The 6,154-nt window shown below is 72.6% G+C and carries 5 protein-coding genes; 2 read left to right on the top strand and 3 right to left on the bottom strand.

From position 1 onward, the window contains the following. The 3 genes from STRAU_RS29200 to STRAU_RS29190 form a co-directional block, all read right to left on the bottom strand. The coding region (locus tag STRAU_RS29200) for an aminotransferase class III-fold pyridoxal phosphate-dependent enzyme (protein ID WP_037662685.1) at window positions 1-770 on the bottom strand (770 nt) is incomplete at its 3' end. A 106-nt stretch (window positions 771-876) separates the two neighbouring features. Further along, a complete protein-coding gene (ectA, locus tag STRAU_RS29195) occupies window positions 877-1,434 on the bottom strand; it encodes a diaminobutyrate acetyltransferase (RefSeq protein WP_016644019.1) in 558 nt (185 codons plus the stop codon). Between the two features lie 429 nt (window positions 1,435-1,863). After that, window positions 1,864-2,964, bottom strand: a complete 1,101-nt coding sequence (locus tag STRAU_RS29190) for a pyridoxal-phosphate-dependent aminotransferase family protein (RefSeq protein ID WP_016644018.1) — start codon at window positions 2,962-2,964, stop codon at window positions 1,864-1,866. A gap of 57 nt (window positions 2,965-3,021) precedes the next feature. On the opposite strand from STRAU_RS29190, the gene STRAU_RS29185 reads away from it, so the two are divergent. Together STRAU_RS29185 and STRAU_RS29180 are read left to right on the top strand one after the other, a co-directional pair. Continuing rightward, window positions 3,022-4,110 (top strand): amidohydrolase family protein, encoded by a 1,089-nt coding sequence (locus STRAU_RS29185; protein ID WP_016644017.1) that lies wholly within the window; start codon window positions 3,022-3,024, stop codon window positions 4,108-4,110. A 517-nt stretch (window positions 4,111-4,627) separates the two neighbouring features. Next, window positions 4,628-5,539 (top strand): SCO1860 family LAETG-anchored protein, encoded by a 912-nt coding sequence (locus tag STRAU_RS29180; RefSeq protein WP_037662686.1) that lies wholly within the window; start codon window positions 4,628-4,630, stop codon window positions 5,537-5,539. Window positions 5,540-6,154 lie beyond the last annotated feature (615 nt).

Here is a 6,154-nt window from a genome sequence, read left to right as displayed (position 1 = left end):
AAGGAGAAGAACGCGCCGGTACGGCCGCAGCCCATCTGGATGTCGTCGACGATCAGCAGCATGTCCCAGCGCTCGCACACGTCGGCGAGCTTGCGCAGCCACTCGGCGCGGGCGACGTTGATGCCGCCCTCGCCCTGCACCGTCTCGACGATCACGGCGGCGGGCTGGTTGAGGCCGGAGCCCTGGTCCTCGAGGAGGCGCTCGAACCAGATGAAGTCGGGGGTCTGGCCGTCCAGGTAGTTGTCGAACGGCATCGGCGTGCCGTGCACCAGCGGGATACCGGCGCCCGCCCGCTTGAAGGCGTTGCCGGTCACCGCGAGGGAGCCGAGCGACATGCCGTGGAAGGCGTTCGTGAACGACACGATCGACTCGCGGCCCTTGACCTTGCGGGCCAGCTTCAGCGCGGACTCCACCGCGTTGGTGCCGGTCGGGCCGGGGAACATGACCTTGTACGGCAGGTCGCGCGGGCGGAGCACCAGGTTCTGGAACGACTCCAGGAAGGCGCGCTTGGCCGTCGTCGACATGTCGAGGCCGTGCGTGACGCCGTCGCGCTCCAGGTAGTCGATGAGGGCGCGTTTGAGGACCGGGTTGTTGTGGCCGTAGTTGAGCGAGCCGGCACCCGCGAAGAAGTCGAGGTACTCGTGACCGTCCTCGTCGAACATGCGGCTGCCCTGCGCGCGGTCGAAGACAGTGGGCCAACCGCGGCAGTAGCTGCGCACCTCCGACTCCAGGGTCTCGAAGACGCTCAGGTCGGGCTGGGTGATGGTCACAGCGAATCTCCTGGGAGATGGGTTTGATCGTGAGGGGTTGAGTGGACTGGAGTCGTACCGAAGGCGGTTGACGGGACGTCAGAACCGGGACGCGGCAGCCGGCCGGTCAGAGGGCCAGTGGCGCGATGTCGAACAGGACCTCGGGCTCGTGCCCGCCGTCGTCGCCGGGAAACAGGCCGGCGTCGAACAGGACGGTCCGCTCGACGCGCGCCCCGTGCCGCTCGGCGAACGAGGTGAACAGGCGCTCGGAGGCTTCGTTGTCCGGCGTGATGGTCGTCTCGAGGGCGTCGAGTCCCTGGTGCGCGGCCACCTTCGCCGCGAGTCCGTCGAGCAGCGCACCGGCGAGGCCCCGGCCACGGTGTGCGTGGTCGACGGCCGCCTGCCAGACCACCAGGGTGCGCGGCTTGTCGGGACGGATGTAGCCGGTCATGAACCCGGCGGGCTCGCCGTAGGCGTCCCTGGCCACGACGGACGTCGCCGCGAAGTCGCGGCACCACAGCAGGTAGCTGTACGAGGAGTTGAGGTCGAGGGCCTTCGAGTCCCGGGCGATCCGCCAGATCGCGGCGCCGTCGGCGACACCTGGAGTGTCGATCCGCAGGCCCTCGGGCATTTCGAGGAATTTCGCTTGCAGGTCGGTCGGTAGATCGGCTTGTGCAGCGGTCATGCGGATTGAATTTACCGAGCAATTTCTGGGATTGCATCGGGTGAAGGGGTTACGTACAACGCCTTCATGTGTTATCACGCGGGCGCGAGCGCCCGCATGAGTGCGGGGCTATATGTGGCGGTTTGACCGTTTCATATCCGACAAAACGGGCGCACTGTGGAGTGCGTCACAGCGGCGTAACCCCGACGAGACGTGCCCGAATTACGGCGATTGGCGCTGTCGAAACCTTAGTGTTTAGGACCTCGGAAAGCGGGCAGAAGAATACGGGAAGCTGCGCTCATAAAGAATTCATGAAAAGGCCCGCGTGAATTGCGGTGGAGCCCTGCATTCCAGCGCGCGTGCGAGTGGGAAGCAGCCCGTCCGGCGCTGACGGACGAGGCGCGGAGCGCCGAACGGGGGAGAGGGGCGAAGCCCCTTCAGGGGCCGAGGTCAGCTCCAGGCGGACGTCACCGCGCGGCGCGCGGCCTCCAGGTCGACCGCGAGACCGGACTCGCCCATCGCGGCGCCGAGCGCCGCCAGCGAGGCGTGCACCACACCCCGGGTCGCGTCCGGCCCGTAGTGGTTGACCCGGACCATCTCCTTGGCCAGCGAGCCACCACCCGCGACCAGCGGCAGCACCGGATCGGCGGCAAGAGCGCGCGCGACCAGCTCCGAGGCGTCCACGCCCCGCGGCGCGCGCAGCGTGGTGGCGACGGGCGCGGCGTCCGAAGCCTCGTACACGTACGGCTCCAGACCCCCGCCCAGCGCCACCGCACCCGCACGCGTGGCCGCCGCGGCGGTCGCGTGCCGCCCCATCAGCGCGTCCGGACCCTCCGCCTCGATGCGCTCCACACACGCCTCCAGGGCCAGCATCTCCAGCTGCGCCGGGGCGTGCAGGAGCGCCTTGCGGCCGCCGTCGATCCACCGCTCCTTCCAGTCCAGGAGCGACAGATACGAGCGGCGCGGGGCCCGCGGGTTCGCGGCGAGCCGCTGCCAGGCGCGCTCGCTCACCGACACCGCCGACACCCCCGCCGGACCGCCCATCGCCTTCTGCGCGCCGATCACACACAGATCCACGCCCCACGCGTCCGGGAGCAGCGGTTCGGCGGCCACCGAGGCGACGGCGTCCAGCATGAACAGGGCGCCGTGCGCGCGCACGACCTCGCCGATCTCCGAGACGGGGTTGGTGTTGCCGGTCGCCGCCTCCGCGTGCACGAGCGACACGAAGTCGATCTCCGGGTGCGCGGCGAACGCCTCCTCGACCTGCGCGGCCGTCACGGCGGTGTGGAACGGCACGGCCAGGTCGACGACCGTCGCGCCGCAGTCCCGCAGCCAGTCGCCGAAGGTCTGCCCGTACGGACCGGTGATCACGTTCAGGGCCGTGGTGCCCGGCCGCGCGGCGCCGCGGATGCAGCCCTCCAGGGGCAGCAGCGCCTCGCCCTGCATGATCACGACGTCCTGCTCGGTGTCCAGGAGCCGGGCCACCCGGTCCTCGATGGAGGCGAAGTGCGCGGCGCTCAGCGGGGTCAGGTCAAGAAAGGGGTGGGTCATGGCACCTGAGCGTACCGACCGCCCACGACAGGACTCTCGCCTCCTAAGCTGCTGTCCATGAGCGATCGCACGGTGCTGCACGTGAAGGGGCGGGTGCTCGTCGGGCCCGAGGACGTACGGGACGAGTTGTGGGTGGTCGGCGGGCGGGTGACCTACACGCGCCCCGCCGCCGGGGACGTGGTCACCCTGCGCGGCTGGGCCCTGCCCGGCCTCGTCGACGCGCACTGCCACGTCGGCCTGGACGCCCACGGCCCCGTCGCGCCGGACGTCGCGGAGAAGCAGGCGCTCACCGACCGCGACGCGGGCGCGCTGCTCCTGCGCGACGCGGGCTCGCCGTCCGACACCCGCTGGATCGACGACCGCGAGGACCTGCCGAAGATCATCCGGGCCGGGCGGCACATCGCCCGCACCCGCCGCTACATCCGCAACTACGCCCACGAGATCGAGCCCGACGACCTCGTCGCGTACGTCGCCCGGGAGGCGCGGCGCGGCGACGGCTGGGTCAAACTCGTCGGCGACTGGATCGACCGCGACGCCGGCGACCTCACCGCCTGCTGGCCGCGCGGCGCCGTCGAGGCCGCCATCGCCGAGGCCCACCGGCTCGGCGCCCGCGTCACCGCCCACTGCTTCGCCGAGGACTCGCTGCGCGACCTCGTCGAGGCGGGCATCGACTGCGTCGAGCACGCCACCGGTCTCACCGAGGACACCATCCCCCTCTTCGCCGAGCGCGGCGTCGCCATCGTGCCCACCCTCGTCAACATCGCCACCTTCCCGGGGCTCGCCGCCGGCGGCGAGAAGAAGTTCCCGCGCTGGTCCGCCCATATGCGGCGGCTGCACGCCCGGCGCTACGACACCGTGCGGGCCGCGTACGACGCCGGCATCCCCGTGTACACGGGCACCGACGCGGGGGGCTCCCTCGCCCACGGGCTCGTCGGAAGCGAGGTGCTGGAGCTCACCAAGGCCGGGATCCCGGCGGTGGACGCGATCTCGGCCGGCGCCTGGGCGGCCCGGGACTGGCTCGGGCGGCCGGGGCTCGTGGAGGGGGCGCCCGCGGATCTCGTCGTGTACGAGGAGGATCCGCGGGCGGACGTACGGGTGCTGGTGGCGCCTTCGGCGGTGGTGTTGAACGGGCGGGTGGTGCTGTAGGGGGCCCTGCCGGGGGCTTCGCCCCCTGGACCCCCGTATCGCCGCTTCGCGGCTCGTCCTGGCGGAGCCCCAGTTTCGGGAAGGGGCGGGCTTGGGGAGCTTCCGGCAGGACAACGTTGCGAGCCATGCGGCTCGTGTTGACGCAGGGTGACGCTGCGAGGGCCGGCTCGTTGTACGGGACTTGGTCGCGGACCCAGCCGTCAACGCGGCGATCACGCCCATCACCGGCACGGACGTGACGAGCGGGACCCGAGGGAACACCCGTGCCGCCGGATTCGAATACACCGACGGAAACCTCTCCTTGGAGTGAACTCACGCCACGTTGCTGACTGTTCACTCTCAGTGCGTAAAAATTCCGGGAGTCGGGAGGGCGCCGCGAGGCGCGCTCCGGCTTCCCTGGTGCCCCGCGCACGCGATGTCCCCGTGTGGCGTGCGCGGCCGGTACTTCCGTGACTCAAGTGGGGGTTCCACCACCTTGACCAGCAACGCCTTCGTGCCCAGCAACGTCTTCCGCAGACTGCCCGCGCGCCGCATCGGCGCCCTCGCCGCCGCGGCCGTGGTCGCCGCGGGTCCCGCGGCGCTCGCGCTCGCCTCCGCGGGCGCCGCGCACGCCACCGACGACCGACGCGGCGGCAGCGCCAGCGCCGTCGTGCTCCGCACCGGCCTCAACGTGTCCCTGCTCAACAAGACCGTGAACCACCCGCTGAACGCGGCCCTCAACGAGGTGTCCGCGCCCGCGAGCGCCCAGAAGACCGCGCTCACCGCGACGTTGGACGGCGTCGACGGCGGGCGCCCCTTCCACGTGCTGCGCGCGGACGTGGCGACGGCGCGGGCCACCGTGAAGGGCGGCACGGCGGAGGGATACAGCAACCTCGCGCGCGCCAAGGTGCACGTGCCCGGGCTTCCGACGCTGCCCCTCATCGAGGTGGACCAGGTGACGTCCAAGGCCCTGTGCGTGTCGGGCAAGCGGCCCGTGGCCGAGTCGAAGCTGCTCGGCGGGGTGACGGTGCTCGGCAAGCGGGTCGCGGTGAAGGCCGCGGGCACGACGCAGGTGTCCGTGCCCGGTGTCGGCGAGGTGCGGCTCGACCTGTCGTCGACGCGGACGACGTCCCGTACGGCGGCCGCGGTCGCGCTGCGGCTCAAGGTGTCCGTGGACCCGCTGAAGCTCGGGGTCGCGGCGGTCGAGGGCACTGTGACCCTGGCCGGGGCGAACTGCGCCGCCCCCGGGCCCGGGGCCAAGCCGCTGCCCCGGCCGCAGGCCGACGGGCCTGCTCCGCAGGGCAAGCCGGCGGAGCCGGTCGCGGCGAAGGCCCCCGACGACAACCTCGCGGCGACCGGGGGCAGTTCGGCCACTCCGTACGTGGCAGGGGGCGCCGCGGTGCTTATCCTCGCCGGAGGCGGGGCGCTGGCGATGGCCCGCCGCCGCTGACCAGCGCCCCGACCGGGGCGCCGCTTTCTGCGCCGGGCCCACGTACCCCCGGCCGGGCCCACGTACCCCCGGCCGGGGCCGCCGATCCTCGGCCGGGGGCTACCTCACCCCGCCAGCGACGGTCCCGCCGACCTGGCCTGTACCCCTCCCCAAGCCGTAACGGCCCCGCCAACATGGGCTGTGCCCACCCGTGCCGCCCCTGGCGGCCCAGCTGCCCACAGTGGTGGGGGTTGTGCCCGCCCGTGCCGCCCCTGGCGGGCCCGGCTGCCCGCAGCGGGAGGGGCAGCGGCGGCGGAGTCACGTGGGCTGTGCCCCTCCCCAAGCCGTGACGGCCCCGCCAACATGGGTTGTGCCCGCCCGTGCTGCCGTTGGCGGCCCGGCTGCCCGCAGTGGTGGGGGTTGTGCCCACCCGTGCCACCCCTGGCGGCCCAGTTGCCCGCCGCGGGAGGGGCGGCGGCGGGTCCGCTCGCCCCGCCGTCCGTCCATCCCCCCACCCACCCCGTCGACGCCAGTCGGCCTTTCGTGGCACCGGGAGGTACGGCCGCCCGCGGGGCACGGGGGCGGGGGCTTGCGCTTCGGCCCGAGGCGATCTGTGGCGGTGAACGGGCGGGCGGG

The sequence above is a fragment of the Streptomyces aurantiacus JA 4570 genome (genome assembly GCF_000414115.1).
In the GTDB taxonomy this organism is placed as follows: domain Bacteria; phylum Actinomycetota; class Actinomycetes; order Streptomycetales; family Streptomycetaceae; genus Streptomyces; species Streptomyces aurantiacus_A.
Note: the sequence above shows the minus strand (reverse complement) of the source record. Positions and strands in the feature narration are given on the sequence as shown.

Bases quoted from the DNA above. Each gene is read 5' to 3' on its own strand.
- STRAU_RS29185 (WP_016644017.1), top strand. From the start codon at position 3,022: ATGAGCGATCGCACGGTGCTGCACGTGAAGGGGCGGGTGCTCGTCGGG.
- ectA (WP_016644019.1), bottom strand. From the start codon at position 1,434: ATGACCGCTGCACAAGCCGATCTACCGACCGACCTGCAAGCGAAATTC.
- STRAU_RS29190 (WP_016644018.1), bottom strand. From the start codon at position 2,964: ATGACCCACCCCTTTCTTGACCTGACCCCGCTGAGCGCCGCGCACTTC.